A 19,494-nucleotide genomic window follows, 5' to 3' on the forward strand; every position below is an offset into this window, starting at 1 on the left:
GTTTAACATTATTTCTGGTAAACCCTTACATAATCCACTTTCATCGTTGCCGGGAAAATTGAATCATCAACACCCTTCTTACCGCCCCAGTTACCGCCAACAGCCATATTCAAGATGAGGTGAAAATTCTGATCAAACGGCCATTCAGGCGCACCTTTACCCGTGTTTTTAAAAGTCAGGTATTTTTGATCATCGACAAAAAAATCAATTCTGTCTTTGTACCATTCAATGGCATAAACATGGTAAGCATCATAAGGATTGATTTTAACGCCTTTCCCCACCTGTGTATGAATGGTATGGTTAAATTTTGCCGTATGAACGGTTCCATAAACACTATCCGGTTCATAGCCTACATGTTCCATGATATCAATTTCACCGCTTTTAGGCCAGTCACCGTATTTCCAGTCGGTAGGCAATGCCCAGATTGCCGGCCATAAGCCCCTGCCTTTGGGTAACATTGCCCTTACTTCTACCCTTCCGTATTTAAAATCAAATTTATTTTTACTCACCAGCCTTGCAGAGGTATAGTGATTTCCATCTTTATCTGCTTTAACAGCCGTGATATTCAGGTTTCCCTTTTTTACCTTTGCATTTGTTGAGTCGGCTTCGGTATAGTATTGCAATTCATTATTACCCCAGCCTTTTCCGCCTACATCGTACGACCAGTTTTTGCTAAGCGGAAGGCCTGTATCATAAAACTCATCTGCCCATTTTAATTTCCATCCAAGTGCAGATGGTGTTTTCTTCAGTTCATCAAAAGTTAATTCAGGTTCGTTAGTGGTGATATAATCGACCTGATGGGCCAGTAACCACTGAATTTCTGGTACAGTATTTACGGTCCAGGCATTTACAGTCAGGCCTAGCTGGTGTGCATTTTCAATCCAGCCTTCTTTTTGGTAAATACTGTAATAATAGTCTACACCGGTTAAACGATCTGTTTTCATTTGTGCTGCACTAACATCACCTTTCAGGTAAGCCACCTTTGCATCAGACATCAGTTCTAAAATACGTTTGCAATAATCATAATCAAAGCTGATGTACTCGGTCCATGCTACAGCACCAACTTTTTTCACCATATCCACACATCGACTGGTTACGTCGATTCCGCGTTCCTTGCTAACTAAAGAAGGTTTGATTTCGAGAATCAGTTTGGTTCCGCGTTGTTTTATCCCCGCTTTCAGGTAATCTTCAAGCGTTGGAATCTTTTCTCCATTGCTCATGGTTTTAGTCAGCAGGTCTTCATATTTGACTTTTTCGATGGTTAAACCTTGAAATTCAGGATCATGGTTAATCACTAAAATGTTATCGGCTGTCATCCATACATCAAACTCCGAACCGTAACAGCCAAGTTTAATCGCTTCATTTAAAGATGCTATTGAATTTTGAGGGTAATTATTCTTTTTCCAGGCACCACGATGGGCAATGACCTGGTTTTTATTCCAATGAAACTTTTGTGCAAATGAGGTGGTAAATACCAATACCATAATTGTTGAAATAACGATTCGCTTCATATTCAGGCTTAATATACAAAATCCAAAAGTAGATTTTTACCTGTACACTCATTTAAAATTTATGTAAATTTTATATTAACTATCCGCATCAAAATCCTCAATATTCTTAAAAACCTTGCAAGTTTATATTAAATTGATGGGAACAATTTTTACATTTACGTTGATATGGTAAGCAACAACTACAGCGATTTACTGAGAAAGATAGAAGAGTTTATCCATAAGTTTTATCTCAATAAGATTTTAAGGGGAAGCATTTATACTGCCGCAATACTCTTAGGCCTGTATTTGCTGTTATTTTTGTGTTTGTATTACTTCCACCCCTCTGTCGGCTTAAAAACTTTTTCATTCTTTGGCTATTTGCTTATTAGTATGATATTGATCGGTTATCTAATCGTCCGGCCTTTGCTTTCCATGCTTAAATTAAATAAGCACCTTTCATTTGATGAGGCATCTGTAATTATCGGAAATCATTTTCACGATATTAAAGATAAACTTTTAAATACACTTCAACTTTACCAGCTATCCGCCAGCCATCCGGAAAATAATCAATTGATTCTGGCCAGTATTGATCAGAAAATAATGGAATTAAAACCTGTTCCCTTTTATACAGCTGTTCGCATAAACGATAATAAGAAATACTTAAAATATCTTTTTGTACCCCTGTCTATCATCTTCCTGATTGGACTTTTTGCACCTGCAATTCTTCGTGAAGGCACGAATAGTTTTTTTAAATATGATGAATATATTGCTCCAAAAGCGCCCTTCACCTTTACCATTCTAAACCGCAATTTAACCGTTACCCAGGGCGATGATATTACCGTGAATTTAAAATTGGATGGGGATGAGTTACCCGCTGAAGTATATGTGGAAGATGGCAAGAATACTTATAAACTGGAAAAAAACAATATCAGCAGATTTAAATACAGCATCAAAAATATACAAAGTGATAAAAGCCTAATTTTCAAAGGTGGCGGTTTTAGCTCCTCCGCATTTGCGCTTACCGTAAAACCCCGTCCTGAACTCCTCAGTGCAATAGCCACTTTAAATTTCCCATCCTATTTAGGCAAAAAAGCAGAGGTGGTCTCAAATGTTGGTGATTTACTTCTTCCCGAAGGCACGCATGTAACCTGGACCTTTAAAACCGGACAAAGCAATTCACTAATATTTAAATTGAATGATCAAGAGCATGTTTTAAAAGTGGAAAATAACCAGTCCACTTATCAGGCAACCCTAAAAAATAACGCCAGATACAGCATTACGCCGAAGAATGAATTTGTTACCCTAAGATATTCCCTTTCCCATCAGGTTACCGTGGTGAAAGATCAATCACCTGCTATTCGGGTGGAACAGAAACAAGATTCGGTTAGTAATAAAGCTTTGTATTTCAGTGGACAAGTTACTGATGATTACGGATTTAGCCGCTTAAGTTTTAAATACAACATCAAAGAAAACAATAAAATAATCAGTACCGAAAGCAAAGATATTGCGATAAAGGCGAACACCACTGAAAATACATTTTTCTATTTCTGGGATCTAAAAGCAGTTGCTGCCAGGCCAGGACAACAAATTGAATATTATTTTGAAGTTGCCGATAATGACGGCGTAAATGGTTCAAAAATAACCCGCTCTGAAATCAAAACCTTTAAGCAAGCCACAAAAGGTGAAACTGCACAGCAGGTTAATGCAAGCAACCAGGCCCTGAAACAAAAAATGCAATCGGCCATTCGTTTAGCCAACACCATTGAAAAAGAAAGCAAAAAAGTTGCGGAAAGCCTGATCGATAAAAAGCAGATTTCCTTTGAAGATAAAAAGCAAATTGAAGCTTTGTTGGATAAACAGAAACAACTGGATGAAGCTGTAAAAGAGATTAAAGCCCAGAATGATCAAAACATTCAGCAACAGGAAGATCAAAAGCAAACTGAAGAATTACAGGAAAAGCAGAAACAAATCAAAGACCTGTTTGACAATGTGCTTGATGATAAAACCAAAGAACTTTTGCAGAAACTGCAAAACCTGATGAATGAGAAAAATAAAGACCAAACGCAGAACGAACTTTCGAAAATGCAGCTGGACAATAAAACCCTTAAAAATGAACTGGACAGAATCCTGGAACTCTATAAACAACTGGAATTTGAACAAAACCTTCAAAATGATATCGACCGTTTAAATGAACTGGCTAAAGAGCAAAAAGATTTAGCGAAGCAAACTGCAGATAAAAAACAGGACCTGGAAGCCCTTAAACAAAAACAGAAAGCCTTGAATAAGGAAATGAAGGATTTAAAGGATGACTTGAAAAAACTGGAAGAAAAAAATCAAAGTTTAGAAAAGCCAAATCCTTTCGAAAAACCGGAGAAAGATGTACAGGAGATTCAGAAAGAACAGCAGGACAGCAAGGATGCTTTAGAGAAGAAAGATTCAAAAAGTGCTAGTCAGAAGCAACAAAAAGCCGGCGAGCAGATGGAAAAACTTTCTAAAAAAATGAAAGACATGCAGCAGCAGGGAGAAGAACAAGAAAATAACCTGAATGCAAAAGAGTTACGCCGCTTACTGGAAAATTTATTGCATACTTCTTTCGAGCAGGAAAAAGTGATGCTTACACTGAAGAAAATGACTGCAGCGGATCCAGCTTACACCACCAATGTTCAGAAACAACGAAATATTAAGGATAACCTGAAGACCATTGCAGATAGTTTATATGCACTAAGCAAACGTGTTCCTCAAATTGAATCGACAGTGAATGAGGAAATGAATAAAATCAATTTTAACCTGGACAAAAGCTTAGATCGCCTGGGTGAACGAAGTACACCAGAAGCCAACCGCTACCAACAATTTACCATGACTTCCATCAATAACTTAAGTTTGATGTTGAGCGAAGCTTTAAATCAGTTACAGAATATGCAGAAAAACGCAAAAGGTGGAAGTGGTAAAAAGCAAAAGCAAGGCATGAAACAACTTTCGCAGATGCAGGAACAGTTAAATAAAAGCATGCAGAAAGCCAGAGAACAGATGCAAAAGTCGGGCGGAAACCAAGGTACAGTTGGTAAAGGTCAGATGAGCCAGGAATTTGGAAAAATGGCTCAACAACAGCAGATGATTCGACAAGCGCTGGAAAAGATTAATCGCGAAGAAAATAAGGATGGTTCTGGTAAAATGGGTAATCTTAATGAAGCCATTAAGGAAATGAAACAAACGGAAAGCGATCTGGTTAATAAACGTCTACAACAGGAAACCCTGAACAGGCAGAAAGAACTGTTAACTAAGCTATTAAATGCAGAAAAAGCAGAACGCGATCAGGAAGAGGATTCCAAACGCGAAAGCAAAGCTGCAAAAGAGTTTCCACCTTCCTACCAGAAAATGTTCGATCAATATAAAAAGCAACAACAAAACGGAAGCGATATGTTGCAAAAACTGCCACCAAGCTTGAACTATTACTATAGAAATAAAATCGCTGAATATTTAAAATCTTTAAATATGGTGCAATAGATTTAGCCACAAATTCGCAGCTTATTTTTTATTATATTTGTTAAATGAGAACAGTAACTTTAGATATTCTGGATGATAATGCTTTAAATTTATTAAAAGATTTAGAGCTACTTAAGGTTATCCGTTTACGAAGAGATAATCAGCAGGAAAATTTGTCTTCTGAAGATTTAGTAAAAAAATATAAAGGTAGTATGGTTCCTCAAAATAAAGATGAGGTTGATAACCAGCTAAATAATTTACGAAACGAATGGGAGTAAATTTTCTTTGGGACACCAATACTGTTATTTATTATCTGCAACAACAATTATCGCTTCCTGCTGAAAAATTTATTGATGAAATTTTATCAATTTCAAGACCAGCTATTTCTGCAATTACAGAAATAGAACTTCGCTGCTGGAAATCTGCAACAGAAAACGATATTTTAGTTTTAAATAATTTTATAAATGACTCTTTTGTTTATGAATTATATAATGACGTCAAAGATAAGACAGTAGAAATCCGTAAAGAATATGCCATAAAACTACCTGATGCAATCATTGCCGCCACAGCAATGGTAAATAACTTTACGCTACTCAGTAGAAATGCTAAAGATTTTTATAAAATTAAAGGATTAAAATTTGCAAATCCTTTTGAACTTTAAATAGAATAATCCTCATCCCTCACTCCTACAATATTTTCTTAAATTTGCAGTCTTAAATAATTCAAAATGCCTGCAATTTCATTCTTTACAGAATCCATACGTTATAATTTACCGCAAAAACTTAAAGTAAAAAAATGGGTTAAGGAGACTATTGAAAAAGAAGGTTTTAAATTGCAGGAACTCAACTTCATTTTTTGTAGCGATGAATACTTACTGGGTATTAATCAGCAATATCTCAATCATGATACCTATACAGATATTATCACCTTTGATAACTCAGAGGAAGAAAAACTGATTGTAAGTGATATTTTTATCAGCATAGAACGGGTTAAAGAAAATGCCAAAACCTTTAAAACAAACGATTTTGATGAGGTTTGCCGTATCATGATTCACGGAACATTGCATTTATTGGGCTATAAGGATAAAGGTAAAGCTGCTAAAACCTTAATGACACAAAAAGAAGATGAATACCTTAGTTACAGAAGCAAATCCGGAATTATCCTCTAATTAAATTTTTGCAAATGCAAGGGCTTCTTTAAATGCATCTAAAATTTTCTTATTATCTCTTCGCAACAATGTGGGATTCATTTTTACCTTCACAAAACCATCCTCTTGAGGCTGACCAAAAATAATGTTGTATTCAGCTCTTAACCTTCCATTAAGTTTTTGAGCATCAATGGTTTTGTCTACCGCAACATTAAACTGATTCGTACCATTTTCAAATGGAATAAATGTTAACCCTTTCAGTTGCTTCATTTGTAACATAAAATCACTTGCTTTAGTCATTACCTTATTCATCACTTCATCAATATTGTTTAAATGATGTAATGCCATTGCCGCACTTGGCCAGTTGGTAAAAATCCCACCTCCATGTATTTTAATCAGATGGTGCATTTGATCAATAACCGCTTTATCGCCACATAAAACAGCGCCACCTGTAGCGCCCAGATATTTATATAAGCACATGTAAACCGTGTCGAAATAAGAAGCGTATTCTTTAACTGTGGAATGGGTGAAAGCCGTAGCCATATGCAAGCGGGCACCATCTAAATGCATCTTATAGCCTTGCTCCTTACACCATGCTGAAATCCTCTTCATTTCACTTAAGGGAAAAGCTTGATTAAAGGTTCTTCTAACTGGTGTTTCTATTGAAACCGCTCCAATAGCACCAACAAAAGCTTCGTTTTCTTTATGATACCTAACCGATTCCTTCAATTCTTCTAAAGTAAAGTAAGTTTTGCCTGTCGCAAGCGGAATTAATCTTTTATTAAATAAAGTTTGTGCTGCATCTGCCTCATCATGGTACACATGGCTTGTTTCCTGAACAAAAGCTTTCGTATTATTTCCACATAAAACACTTATAGCCAATTGATTCGCTAATGTTCCGCTTGGAAGATAAACGGCGGACTCCTTCCCTGTTATATCCTTAAACTTATTTAATAGCTTTTCTACAGTAGCACCTTCACCATAACTATCTCTCTCTATTGGATTTAAGCTATTGATTTCCTGAAGTTTCTGTATAAAGTCTTCAGGACGATAAAAAATTCCATCATTAATGAAATATACTGCCTCACTGTCTTTTGAGACTTGACCGTTTTTCCTACTGAATGCATCCAAAGGCATTGATGATGCGATCAATGGCAATGTAGACAGTGTAGATAATTTCAGAAAATCGCGTCGCTTAAATTCAGACATATCATTTAGCTTTAGAAGCTATCAATTTCTACTTTTTCTTTTTAAAATCCAATAGTTAAATACTATAGTTATCAGCTAAATCAATCTATTCTTTCTTACCTGTTCGTCTATTACTTGGCGGCGTTCATCGATGATTAATATACACTTGTATAATAGAACGTTTATGCCTGCAACTTTTCAAGCATGTGTTAGTCTTATTTATAGAAATATGCTGATGATTTGAAAATACTAATCAATCATCATAAAAATATAGTTTAGTTTTAGTTAATGATAGAAGCAGCGGCGGAGCGAGTCCAGCGCTGTTTTCGTTTTAGAAAAAATTACTGGAACCATAATGGCCAAGTAATTCCAATAACAATCAATAATTTGCCATTTTTAACTGATACATAGCTACTTTGAAACATCTATATACCCTACCAATTATTTTATCCTTACTTTTGCACTAATTTTCCTTTATAAATCCGAAATACAAAAAAATTGAGCACACTAATTGCGGCAGAAGGCTTAGGTCATGGTTATCATGATGAATGGCTATTTAAAAATTTAACCTTGGGTATTAACTCTGGTCAGCGTGTAGCGTTGGTTGGTATAAATGGCGCTGGTAAGAGTACACTTTTAAAACTATTGGCAGAAAGATTCCCTCCGCTCGAAGGAAAAATTGTAAAAAACAAAGCTGTTAAAATTGGCTTTTTAGATCAGGAGCCTCAGTTTACTGAAGGTTATTCTATTAGCGATCATATTTTTTCTTTAGAAAACAAGCAGCAACAGTTGATCAAAGAATATGAGGAATTAATTGAAAATCCGGATCCAGACGAAAAAACGCTGAATCGGTTATACGAAGAACTCAGCGAGCACAATGCCTGGGAGTATGAGCATGAGATCAAAACCATTTTAAATAGAATGGGCATTACTCATTTGCAGCAAAAAATCGCTACGCTTTCGGGTGGACAAAAGAAAAGATTGGCCTTAGCCAAGTTACTCATTGAAGATCCTGAAATTTTAGTTTTAGATGAGCCAACCAACCATTTGGATATTGACACCATTGAATGGCTGGAGAAACTGTTGACCACTGGTCAGAAAACAATCTTATTAGTTACTCACGATCGATACTTTTTAGATAATGTTTGTAATACCATCATCGAATTAGACAGAGGTAAGATTTTCAATTATAATGGAAACTATGCGTACTTTTTAGAAAAAAAATCTGAAAGAGAAGCTTTAGATGCGACTGTATTACACAAGAACCAGCAGCTATTAAAGAAAGAATTGGAGTGGATGAGACGCATGCCGCAGGCTCGTGGAACAAAATCCAATGCCAGAATCAATGCTTTTTATGATTTAGAAGAGAAATCTAAGAAAAAGTCTGATAATCAGAGTATTAACCTTCAGATGAAGATGTCTCGCCAGGGTGGGAAGATTATTGAGGTTGAACACATTGCAAAATCCTTCGACGATCGTTCAATTATAAACGATTTTAGTTACACCTTTAAAAAAGGAGATCGAATTGGTTTAGCCGGTAAAAATGGTACAGGAAAATCTACCCTCTTAAATATTATTACCAGTCAATTAGCTCCTGATGCTGGAAAAGTTGATACTGGTGAAACTACCGTTTTCGGTTACTATAAACAAGGTGGTTTAACTTTCGATCCGAAAGAGCGGGTAATTGATATAGTTAAATCAGATGCCGAATATATTAAGATGGCAGATGGTTCTGTGATCACAGCTTCTGCCCTATTAACGCTTTTTCTCTTCCCGCCAAAGAAACAACACGGCATGGTAGAAAAATTAAGTGGTGGTGAAAAGAAGCGACTAAACCTCATGAAAGTGTTGATGCAAAATCCTAATTTTTTAATTCTGGATGAGCCAACGAATGATTTAGATATAGACACCTTAAATGTACTTGAAGAATTTTTAGAAAACTTTCCGGGTATATTAATGCTTGTTTCTCATGATAGGTACTTACTCGATAAGATGAGTGATCAGTTATTTATTATGGAAGGCGAAGGTGTAGTAAAAATATACAATGGCAACTATTCTGAATATCGTTTAAGTTTAGATCAACCAAAAGTTAAAGGAGAAACAAAAAAAGTTATTGTACCAATAGCAGAATCTACTCCAATTAAAGCTGTAAAGAAATTAAGTTTCAAAGAACAAAAGGAACTGGATGATAGTGAAAAGGCAATGAACGAGGCTGAACATAAAATCGCTGAATTAACCAAAATGCTCAACAATATTGATTCATCCGATTACGTTAAAATTCAAGAAGTTTCCTCAGAGATTGAAACCTTAAAAATTAAATTAGATGATTTAACCTTACGTTGGTTAGAATTATCAGAGTAAAAAGTCATTTTCAAATATGTTTCACGTGAAACATATTTGAAATAAATAATAAAAACATAATTGTTTCACGTGAAACAATTTTAATAAAGACTAAAATGTTTTCAAAATATGATTTGATTGTGGTTGGTGCAGGGCATGCGGGTTGTGAAGCTGCTGCTGCTGCTGCTAACTTAGGATCATCAGTTTTATTAATTACAATGAACATGGGTACTATTGCCCAAATGAGTTGTAACCCTGCAATGGGCGGTGTAGCAAAAGGACAGATTGTTCGGGAGGTAGACGCATTAGGAGGATATTCAGGTATAATCTCTGATAAATCTACTATTCAATTCAGAATGCTAAATAAATCTAAAGGCCCGGCGATGTGGAGCCCCAGAGCACAGATAGATCGGATGCGCTTTGCTGAAGAATGGCGACTGGCATTAGAAAGCACACCAAATGTTGATATGTGGCAAGACAATGTAGTTGGTCTATTGGTAAAAGATAATACTGTATATGGCATAAAAACATCTTTAGGAATTGAAGTAGAAAGCAAAGCAGTTGTATTAACCAATGGTACATTTCTTAATGGTGTAATGCATATCGGTGAGAAAAAATTTGGCGGAGGTAGAACAGCAGAAAGAGCATCAACCGGAATCACTGAACAATTGGTAGAGCTGGGTTTGGAATCAGGAAGGATGAAGACTGGTACCCCACCCCGTGTTGATGGAAGAAGTTTGGATTATACCAAAATGGAAGAACAATGGGGAGATGAAAATCCAGGTAAATTTTCTTTCACAGATACAGAGGTTTCAAAAGATCAAAGATGTTGCTGGATTACTTATACCAATAGTGAAGTTCATGAAACCTTAAAAGAAGGTTTTGAAAAATCACCCATGTTTACTGGTAGAATCAAAGGTTTAGGACCAAGATATTGTCCATCTATAGAAGATAAAATAAACCGCTTTGCAGAACGTGACAGACACCAGATTTTTGTAGAACCTGAAGGGTGGAATACTTGTGAAATTTATGTAAATGGTTTTTCAACCTCTCTTCCGGAAGATGTTCAACAAAGAGCACTTAGATTAATTCCCGGATTTGAAAATGCTAAAATGTTCAGACCCGGTTATGCGATAGAATATGATTTCTTTCCACCTACACAATTATCACTCACCTTAGAAACCAAATTGATTAATAATTTATTTCTAGCCGGACAGATTAATGGAACTACCGGTTATGAGGAAGCAGCTTGCCAAGGTTTCATGGCGGGGATTAATGCACATCAGAAAATTAACGATCAGCATGAATTGATCATGAAAAGATCAGATAGTTATATTGGTGTTTTAATTGATGACTTGGTTACTAAAGGAACAGAAGAACCTTATCGAATGTTTACTTCAAGAGCTGAACATCGTTTATTATTAAGACAAGATAATGCAGATATTCGTCTCTCTCCTATTGGCCATCAGTTGGGATTAATTTCAGATGAGCGTTTAGAAAAAGTTAATCAGAAAGTTGCTGCTGCAGACGCACTGGTAAAATTTACGAAAAGTCAGGGTATAGAAATGATTGATGCTAATCCAATGCTTGAAAGCCTCGGATCTAGTTTGCTTAACCAAAATGTAAAAATTCATAGTTTGGTTGGAAGACCACATGTAGGTCTACAGGATATTATAAAAGTTAGTAAACCACTTGCAGAAAATACAAAGGATTTAGATCACGAAACAATTGAACAAGCTGAAATCAAAATTAAATATGAAAGCTATTTTGAAAAAGAAAATGAAATCGTGGCTAAAATGTTGAAGATGGAAGATAAAGAAATCAAACCAGATTTTGACTATAATAAAATAGTTTCCATTTCAAAAGAAGCCCGTGAAAAGTTATTTAAGATTAAACCACGTACTTTAGGTCAGGCATCCCGAATTTCAGGTGTTTCACCGTCGGATATATCTGTTTTAATGGTTTATATTAGTAAGTAGCTGATAATCAATATTTTAAATAATAAAAGGCAAACCTTATATTAATTGATTTAAGCCAATAAAAAATATTTTTAATGATAATATTCAAAAACAATAGAAAATACGTTATATCGATTAAAACATGCCAAATATAAAAGATCAATATTTGAACGTTAAAAATATATTACTTGTAGCAGGGATGTTACTATTATTTGGCTGTGCAAGTATTCAAACTCCTCAGGGTGGCCCTAAAGATACAAAACCTCCAAAGGTTTTAAATATGACGCCCAAAGATCTGACCAGAAATTTCAATGCTAAAAAAATCGTTATTGAATTTGATGAATTTATTAAACTCAATAATGAGTTTAAAGAATTTTCAATTTCTCCCGATCAGGAACGTCCGCCAATTTTAAAGGCGAGAAAGAGAATCCTTCAAATTGAGTTACAAGATTCACTGGAGAAAAATACAACCTATACATTGAACTTTGGAAAATCAGTGGCCGATATTAATGAAAATAACATCATCAAAAATCTATCATATGTTTTTTCAACCGGTTCTAAAATTGATTCACTATCCATTAGTGGAAAAGTGAGTAATGCCTTAACAGGTGTATTAGAAAAAGAAGCCGTTGTTTTTATTTTACCTATTGAACGGGATACCTTATTTGGAAAAAAACGTGCACCTATTTATACGCTGACTGACAGCTCCGGAAATTATAAACTGAATAATTTACGTCAAGGTACTTATAAAGTATATGCCTTAAAAGAAAGTGAAAGTGGAGGCGATAAAATATATCAGCAACTTTCTGATGAAGTTGGGTATATTAAAGAACCGCTGGTTATTGATAAAAATATTGAAAATGTAAATTTACAGGTATTTAAGGAAGTGGCCCCTGAATTTAGAATATTGGATAGAAAACTGAATAATGATGGAAGTATATCTTTAATCTTTAATCAACAATTAAAGGCTCCAAAAATAACAGTTATGGAACCTCCGGCAGCTGACGTAGGAAAGAAAGTCTTTTTTAGCAAAATGAATGATACCGCAAAAGTATGGTTAACTGATCTTAGTTTCGATTCTGTTAAACTGGCCATTCAAGATCAGGGAAAGGTGTTGCAAACGGTCAATTTTAACCGCGGGAAGAAAGATAACTACACAAGGGATCTAACAATAACTGACAATATCACCTCAGGAAAGCTTAATCCATATCAGCGATACACATTGACCTTTAACTTTCCCGTTAATAGTGCAGACCCTTCTAAAATTACCTTATTGGAAGATTCAGTTAAACGAACCAACTTTGAACTCATTAAGGATAGTGTAGACTTTTTAAAATATTATATCAAATATAGCTGGCGCAATAAACGAACCTATGATATTAAGTTTGCACCTGGTGCCTTTACTGCCATATTTAATGCTAAAAATAAGGAAATCAATAAAAACTTCAAGCTGGAGAATATTGACAGCTATGGCACACTAGCTTTAAATATCACGGTACCTGACACTACGAAAAGCTATATTGTTGAATTTATTGATGAAAAAAAGAATCCAATTAAAGGATATACGGTGTCTAAAAACAGTATCATTAATTTTGCCAATTATCCCGCCGGAAAATACTTTATCCGGGTAATTTATGATGAAAATAAAAACGGCATCTGGGATACCGGAAATATAAAAGCAGGTACACAACCAGAAAAAATCTGGTATTCTCCTGATGAAAAATCACTCCGCGCAAATTGGGAAAGGGTAGATAATTTAACTATTCCACCCCCTCCAAAAGAGTAGTTATGGATGGGTAAACCAATTAGAATACATGATATAATTATCTGGTAATTTATTTAATAAAGCCTTTTGCTCTTCAGTAACAGGCTTTATTTTTTTAGCCGGTGTTCCTGCATACAGGTAACCACTTTCGCATATGGTGTTTTCTAAAACAACAGAACCTGCTGCTATAATACAATACGATTCAACCACAGCATGATCCATTATAATAGCACCCATTCCGATTAAAACATGATCCTGAATGGTACAGCCATGTACAATGGCATTATGGCCAACGGATACCCTGTTACCAATATGTGTGGATGCTTTTAAATAAGTGGCATGGATGACCGCGCCATCCTGAATGTTGGATTCATTTCCGATTGTAATGGCATTTACATCACCCCTGATCACCGCATTAAACCAGACAGAGCAATTATCCCCAAGTATTACATCGCCAACAATGGTGGCATTTTCTGCAATGAAATTATCCTTTCCTATGAATGGATATTTATCTTTTACCGGCAGTATTAAAGGCATAACATGATTTTAAGTCATCTGAATTCATTTCAGGGTATTTAAGCATTGTTTAATATATCAGATGCTGAATTGGTTCAGCATGACGATACTATTTAAAAAACGGTATCAACTAAGTCATTGGCATGGTTTGGATAATCCGTTGTAAAATGTAATCCCCTACTCTCTTTGCGCTGCATAGCTGACTTAATAACGATATAAGCGGTTTGTATTACATTTCTCAATTCGCAAAGTTTAACCGAAACTTTATTTCTTTTATAAAATTCTTCTGTTTCTTGATATATCAGGAATAAACGACGGTGTGCACGTTCCAAACGAAAATCAGAACGGACAATACCAACGTAATCACCCATAATTTTTTGCAGCTCCCTTAAATTATGTGTTACCAGAATATCTTCATCTATTTGAATCACACCTTTAGAATCCCATTCCGGAATATGCTCCGGGATAACGTTATTTTTAAAATTTTCTATCGCATCCTGGAAAATGCGGTGTGCAAATACTGTTGCTTCTAATAAAGAATTAGAAGCAAGCCTGTTAGCACCATGTAAACCAGTTGATGAACATTCACCACAAGCATAAAGATTTTTGATAGATGATCTTCCATATTCATCAACCAGAATACCACCACACATATAATGCGACGCTGGTGTAACCGGAATATAATCTTTAGTCATATCTATCCCAATGGATAAACATTTGGCATATATATTTGGAAAATGCTTCAGAATATCAGCTTTACTGCGCATAGTAATGTCCAGATAAACAAAATCATCACCAGACTTTTTCATTTCATTATCTACGGCTCTGGCTACAATATCGCGTGGTGCCAGTGATTTACGTTCATCATATTCATGCATAAATTCTTCACCGTTTTTACGTCGCAATACACCGCCAAAACCCCGAACAGCTTCAGAAATTAAAAATGAAGGATATTCCCCAGGATGGTACAAAGCGGTTGGATGGAATTGAATAAACTCCATATTCCTCACTTTTCCTTTTGCACGGTAAACCATCGCCATCCCATCACCAGTTGCAATAACTGGATTTGTTGTGGCCGAATACACATGACCGGCACCACCGGATGCCATCACAGTAACATTTGCCACAATCTTTTCCACATCGTTAAGCTCTGTGTTAAAGGCATATACACCATAACAGTTAATATCTTCGGTACGTTTATCCACAAACTCACCTAAGTGATGCTGGGTAATTAACTCCAATGCAAAGTAATGTGTTAATATCTCTATGTTGGAATTGTCATGTATTTCATTTAGTAACACGCGCTCAATCTCATAACCAGTGATGTCTTTATAGTGCAAAACACGGTGTTCAGAGTGCCCACCCTCTTTAGCCAAATCATAAAAACCGGAGTTATCCTTATCGAAGTTGATACCATAGTCGATGATCTCCTGAATTCGCTGAGGACCCTCTTTTACAACGATTTCCACAATTTTTTCATCACATAAACCATCACCCGCAATGAGTGTATCCTGGATATGCTTATCAAAAGAATCACCTTTATCTACCACTACAGCTACTCCACCCTGAGCGTATTTTGTATTGGATTCATCCTCATTTGATTTGGTAATAATTAAAACCTTACCAAATTTCGCAGCTTTAAGTGCAAAACTTAAACCTGCTATGCCTGAACCAATTACCAGAAAATCTACTTTTCTCATTTAAAAAACATTTACTTTATCAACGGTGTTGATAACTATAGAACAACTGTTAGCTTTATGTATAAATAATGCTAACAAATAAATTTGAATGTTTAAAGCTACTCTAAAAAGGCAATTTGCCACAATCTTTTACCCAATTTTTGAGCATCTTTTAGCAAGTAATTAACTTTTCACACACTTATAAACAATTAACATTCCAATATTGATAAGATTTAAGTTGTTTTTTGATAGTGCTGAAAATCAATCTGATCATATTATAAATATGTAATCTAAATGTTAGTAAACGATTAACAACTTAGATAAACGAATGAATTTTCTAAACTTGCCAACAATACTAACACACTAATAAACAAACAAGATTTATTTATTTAAAATAACTTATTAATTATTGAGACGTGGAAAGCTTTATCTTTGACCAACGTCAAAATTCAAAAAAGGAAAATTTAAGATGAGCATAGATGTTTTAGAAGAAATCAACAAAAAAGGTTTTGTAGAGGAAGAAATTGATCCAACGCTAGATCTCTTTGTTGAAATTGAAAAATTAAAGAGGGAAAAAAATGCCATTATCCTGGCGCATTATTACCAAGAACCTGATATACAAGATATTGCGGATTATATTGGGGATAGTTTAGGTTTATCACAGGAAGCTGCTAAAACAGATGCAGAAGTGATTGTATTTGCCGGAGTACATTTTATGGCTGAAACAGCCAAGATATTATCACCATCAAAAAAAGTTTTATTGCCTGATGTTAAAGCAGGCTGCTCACTGGCCGACAGCTGCCCACCCCATTTATTCAAAAAATTTAAGGAAAAATATCCAGATCATTTAGTGATAACCTACGTGAATTGCACAGCAGAGTTAAAGGCACTAAGTGATATTGTTTGTACCTCTACCAATGCGGTTCAAATTGTAGAAAGTTTACCAAAAGATCAGAAAATCATTTTTGGTCCCGATCGTAATCTTGGTGCCTATGTAGCGAAGAAAACTGGAAGGGATTTGGTACTCTGGAATGGTGCCTGTATGGTTCATGAAATTTTTTCCCAGGAGAAAATTACCAAATTAAAAGAGCGCCATCCAAATGCGAAATTTATTGCCCATCCTGAATGTGAAGAGCCTGTTTTAAGAATGGCTGATTACATTGGATCCACTACAGGACTTTTAAAATATGCCATTGCCAATCCGGCAACAGAATTTATTGTGGCTACGGAGAGTGGAATTATTCACCAGATGGAAAAGGCTTGTCCGGACAAAACATTCATTCCGGCACCGCCAAATAACAGCTGTGCTTGTAATGATTGTCCATACATGAAAAGAAATACTTTAGAGAAACTGTACTTATGTTTAAAAAATGGTTCTCCGGAAGTAACTGTTCCAGCGCATATTATAGAAAAAGCGCGTAAACCGATTCAAAGAATGTTGGATATTTCAGCAGAATTAGGTCTTTAAAAAAATTGCTACCGAAACACGGATGAAATTGATTTGATTCATTCTGTGCTTCGGCTGTTAAAAGGAGTATCAATGAAAATAAACAACATTATTAAAAATTATTCTGACTTATTATGGCTTTTGGCGGGGATTACCGCTGGAAGCATAGTTGGTTTAATTTTTGGGAAAGGTGTTGAAAGCATAAAACCTTTAGGTGATATATTTTTAAACCTGTTGTTTACAGCGGTAATTCCACTGGTATTTTTTGCCGTATCATCAGCGATAGCAAATATCGACCGAAGTAAAAAACTAGGAAAATTACTCATTATTATGGTGTTGGTTTTCTTATCTACCATTGTAATTTCTGCGGTGTTGACACTGGTAGCGACCAGAATTTTTCCTATAAATCAGGCTTTGAGAAATAACCCAATTCCAATAGAAACGGAGAAAATTCAATCTTTTGGTGAACAAATGACCCAGCTGCTAACCGTTGGCGAATTTTTTGAGATCGGAAGCCGGAAAAATATGCTGGCACTGATTATTTTTTCAGTTTTAGTCGGATTTTCTACCCTTTATTCTGGTAAAGAAGGTGATGGATTTAAATTTTTTTTAGTATCAGGTAATGAGGTAATGAAAAAACTGATCATCCTCATTATGAAATTAGGGCCGGTTGGTTTAGGTGCTTATTTTGCTTACCAGGTTGGTGTCTTCGGACCTCAGCTGTTTGGTACTTATGCCAAAGCTTTGGGCTTATATTATGGTGTTGGTGCTTTTTATTTCATTGTATTTTTTACTTTATATGCTTTTATAGCCGGGGGTTTTAAAGCCATAAAAATATTCTGGAAAAATAATATTGTGCCCTCATTAACCTCAATTGGTACCTGCAGCAGCATTGCCACTATTCCGGCAAATTTAAAAGGCACACTAGGAATGGGTGTTCCGGCTTATATTGCCAATGTGACGATTCCACTAGGTTCAACTTTACATAAAGATGGTTCCAGTATCAGTTCAATTATAAAAATAGCGGTTGTTTTTGCTATTTTTGGTAAAGATCTGGTTCATGTTGATACCATTATTTTGGCATTGGGCATTACTGTTTTAGTCAGTATTGTAGAAGGTGGAATTCCAAATGGCGGCTATATTGGTGAGCTATTAATGATTTCTGCCTATCAACTGCCACCTGAAGCACTTCCTCCTGCTATGATTATTGGTACTTTAGTAGATCCTATGGCCACTTTATTAAATGCTACCGGAGATAATGTTGCCGCTATGTTAATTGCCCGGTTTACTGAAGGAAAGAACTGGATGGAATATAAGCAAATAACTTAACAATTGTCATCCTGAGCTTGTTGAAGGAATTTTATAAAAACCGGGGTTTGGCTCTGTTAATTATCATTTTAAAATTAAAGATTTTTAGGTAAAAAAATATGTTTGAAAATAAAGAACGCACAGATATAAATGAATTAGGTGAATTTGGTTTAATTAAACACCTGACTACAAATTTTAAAATCAGAAATGATTATTCGGTAAAAGGTGTTGGTGATGATGCTGCTGTATTAGATGCAAAAGGGAAACAAACTTTAGTTTCTACCGATTTACTTTTAGAGGGAATTCATTTTGATTTAGCTTATGTGCCTTTGATGCATTTAGGTTATAAAGCTGTTCAGGTAAACCTGAGTGATATTTATGCCATGAATGGTAAAGCCAGTCAGATTACAGTTTCACTGGGATTATCGAGCAAATTTCCATTGGAAGCCGTAGAGGAAATTTATAAAGGAATTGAGCTGGCCTGTAATAAGTTTAATATTGATTTAATTGGTGGAGATACTTCTTCAAGTAAACAAGGATTGGTTATTAGCATTACCAGTATAGGCTATGCTGATGCGGATAAGGTGACTTACAGAAACGGTGCGCAGGAAAATGACTTGCTATGTGTTTCTGGTGATTTAGGCGGAGCTTATGTAGGACTTCAAATACTGGAAAGAGAAAAATTGATTTACCTGGAGAACCCTCAAATTCAACCTGATCTGGAAGGGAAAGATTACATCATTGAAAGACAACTGAAACCTGAAGCCAGGATGGATATTGTTGCACTTTTGGAAGATATGAATATTAAACCCACTTCAATGATTGATATATCAGATGGTTTAGCTTCTGAAATTTTGCATTTGGCTACAGAAAGTGATAAGGGAATTACGATATATGAAGATAAAATTCCATTAGATCCAATGACTTATGAGACAGCCCGCGAATTAGGTATTGATCCAACGGTTTGTGCGCTAAGTGGTGGTGAAGATTATGAATTGCTGTTTACCATTAGTCAGGAAGATTATAAAAAATTAAAGCATGATGTTGATATCACGGTAATTGGCCACGTAACAGATAAAAATTCAGGATGTAAAATGGTTTCTAAATCGAACAATGTTCACGAGCTGAAAGCGCAGGGCTGGAATGCTTTTAATAAGTAGAAAAAACGGTTGT

The 19,494-nt window shown here is 35.5% G+C and carries 14 protein-coding genes; 10 read left to right on the forward strand and 4 right to left on the reverse strand.

Translation table 11 applies throughout. The features are described 5' to 3' along the window. Positions 1-8 precede the first annotated feature (8 nt). Complete coding sequence (locus OQ267_RS02285; RefSeq protein WP_265834733.1) at positions 9-1,511, reverse strand: glycerophosphodiester phosphodiesterase family protein; 1,503 nt, start codon at positions 1,509-1,511, stop codon at positions 9-11. 165 nt (positions 1,512-1,676) lie between these two features. Here OQ267_RS02285 and OQ267_RS02290 point away from each other — a divergent pair, with 165 nt between their 5' ends. The 4 genes from OQ267_RS02290 (at position 1,677) to ybeY (ending at position 6,141) form a co-directional block, all read left to right on the forward strand. Continuing rightward, entirely contained in the window at positions 1,677-4,994 is a 3,318-nt protein-coding gene (locus tag OQ267_RS02290) for a DUF4175 family protein (RefSeq protein WP_265834734.1), read from the forward strand. A 44-nt stretch (positions 4,995-5,038) separates the two neighbouring features. Further along, on the forward strand, positions 5,039-5,251 hold the full coding sequence (locus tag OQ267_RS02295) for a hypothetical protein (protein WP_265834735.1): 213 nt from the start codon (positions 5,039-5,041) through the stop codon (positions 5,249-5,251). Then, a complete protein-coding gene (locus OQ267_RS02300) occupies positions 5,242-5,634 on the forward strand; it encodes a type II toxin-antitoxin system VapC family toxin (RefSeq protein WP_265834736.1) in 393 nt (130 codons plus the stop codon). Before OQ267_RS02295 ends, OQ267_RS02300 begins: the two co-directional genes overlap by 10 nt. 66 nt (positions 5,635-5,700) lie before the next feature. Then, complete coding sequence (gene ybeY / locus OQ267_RS02305; protein ID WP_265834737.1) at positions 5,701-6,141, forward strand: rRNA maturation RNase YbeY; 441 nt, start codon at positions 5,701-5,703, stop codon at positions 6,139-6,141. Here the strand turns inward: ybeY and OQ267_RS02310 are convergent, their stop codons facing one another. After that, positions 6,142-7,329 carry a threonine aldolase family protein gene (locus OQ267_RS02310; RefSeq protein WP_265834738.1) on the reverse strand — a complete coding sequence of 396 codons (1,188 nt, stop codon included), beginning with the start codon at positions 7,327-7,329 and terminating at the stop codon, positions 6,142-6,144. It lies immediately after the preceding gene. 477 nt (positions 7,330-7,806) lie between these two features. Between OQ267_RS02310 and OQ267_RS02315 the strand changes: the two genes are divergently transcribed. The 3 genes from OQ267_RS02315 to OQ267_RS02325 all read left to right on the forward strand — a co-directional run bounded on the left by OQ267_RS02315 (position 7,807) and on the right by OQ267_RS02325 (position 13,392). Beyond that, entirely contained in the window at positions 7,807-9,669 is a 1,863-nt protein-coding gene (locus OQ267_RS02315; RefSeq protein ID WP_265834739.1) for an ABC-F family ATP-binding cassette domain-containing protein, read from the forward strand. 95 nt (positions 9,670-9,764) lie between these two features. Then, positions 9,765-11,627 (forward strand): tRNA uridine-5-carboxymethylaminomethyl(34) synthesis enzyme MnmG, encoded by a 1,863-nt coding sequence (mnmG, locus tag OQ267_RS02320; RefSeq protein ID WP_265834740.1) that lies wholly within the window; start codon positions 9,765-9,767, stop codon positions 11,625-11,627. A gap of 121 nt (positions 11,628-11,748) precedes the next feature. After that, entirely contained in the window at positions 11,749-13,392 is a 1,644-nt protein-coding gene (locus OQ267_RS02325) for an Ig-like domain-containing protein (RefSeq protein WP_265834741.1), read from the forward strand. Here OQ267_RS02325 and OQ267_RS02330 read toward each other — a convergent pair whose 3' ends face one another. Then, a complete protein-coding gene (locus tag OQ267_RS02330) occupies positions 13,393-13,908 on the reverse strand; it encodes a gamma carbonic anhydrase family protein (RefSeq protein WP_265834742.1) in 516 nt (171 codons plus the stop codon). 92 nt (positions 13,909-14,000) lie between these two features. Beyond that, complete coding sequence (gene nadB / locus OQ267_RS02335) at positions 14,001-15,587, reverse strand: L-aspartate oxidase (protein ID WP_088301281.1); 1,587 nt, start codon at positions 15,585-15,587, stop codon at positions 14,001-14,003. 448 nt (positions 15,588-16,035) lie between these two features. On the opposite strand from nadB, the gene nadA reads away from it, so the two are divergent. The 3 genes from nadA to thiL all read left to right on the forward strand — a co-directional run bounded on the left by nadA (position 16,036) and on the right by thiL (position 19,481). Continuing rightward, on the forward strand, positions 16,036-17,034 hold the full coding sequence (nadA, locus tag OQ267_RS02340; protein ID WP_265834743.1) for a quinolinate synthase NadA: 999 nt from the start codon (positions 16,036-16,038) through the stop codon (positions 17,032-17,034). A gap of 72 nt (positions 17,035-17,106) precedes the next feature. Beyond that, on the forward strand, positions 17,107-18,342 hold the full coding sequence (locus tag OQ267_RS02345) for a dicarboxylate/amino acid:cation symporter (protein ID WP_265834744.1): 1,236 nt from the start codon (positions 17,107-17,109) through the stop codon (positions 18,340-18,342). Positions 18,343-18,440: 98 nt separating this feature from the next. Next, positions 18,441-19,481, forward strand: a complete 1,041-nt coding sequence (gene thiL, locus OQ267_RS02350; protein ID WP_088301278.1) for a thiamine-phosphate kinase — start codon at positions 18,441-18,443, stop codon at positions 19,479-19,481. The last annotated feature ends 13 nt before the right edge of the window (positions 19,482-19,494 follow it).

It is taken from the genome of Pedobacter sp. MR22-3 (assembly GCF_026240075.1).
Lineage (GTDB): Bacteria > Bacteroidota > Bacteroidia > Sphingobacteriales > Sphingobacteriaceae > Pedobacter.